This is a genomic window from Alcanivorax sp. HI0083 (assembly GCF_001635175.1).
Genome location: NZ_LWFX01001661.1, coordinates 1 through 744, shown reverse-complemented (window position 1 = coordinate 744; position 744 = coordinate 1). Strand labels below are relative to the sequence as shown.

1 protein-coding gene is annotated in these 744 nt (G+C 62.4%); it reads right to left on the bottom strand.

Annotated elements, in window-relative coordinates; genetic code table 11:
• The coding region (locus A3754_RS24385) for an MFS transporter (RefSeq protein ID WP_156497205.1) at window positions 1-744 on the bottom strand (744 nt) is incomplete at both ends.

The window sequence follows — 744 nt, the reverse complement described above, 5'->3', positions numbered from 1 at the left end:
ATGCCCACCAGCACCAGCAACCAGATCAACGCCAGCAACCCGCAGCCATAAAAAACCGCTTCCGCGCCCACCCATTGATACAGCGCGCCCCCCATTTGCCCGCCGACAAACACACCCAGAAACTGGCTGGTGGAGTACACCCCCATGGCCGTTCCCCGTGTGCCGGCCGGGGCAGCACGCCCCACCAGTGAGGGCAGCAAGGCTTCCAGCAGGTTAAAAGCCGTAAAGAAAACCAGCAAGGCGAGGACAAAATGCCACAATTGCGCGCCAGCCAGCGCCAGCAGCAACTGGGAAACCGCCAGCAACACCACCGCCAGACGCTTCATCGGCACCGCTCCGCGGCGCTCCGCCCGGATAATCAAGGGCACCATGGCCAGGAACCCTGCCACCAGCACCGCCAGATACAGCAAGCTGTGGCTTTGCAGCGTCAGCCCCAGGCGCTCACTGAGCAGGGCAGGCACCACCACAAAGGATGCGGTCATGATCAGGTGCAGGCTAAAAATGCCCACATCAAAACGCAGCAATGTCTTACTACCCAATACGCGGCGGAAGCGCTCCGACGCGGGCAATGCCTCACCCTGCNAGGCTTTCGGAGCCGGCACCACAAAAGCAACCAGCAAGGCAAAGCCCCCCAGCACCGAGGTCATCCAGAACAGGCCGGACAAGCCCAGCCATCCCGCCAGCAGGGGGCCAAGAATCAGCGCCAGCACAAAAGAGCCGCCCACCGACATGCCAATCAGCGCC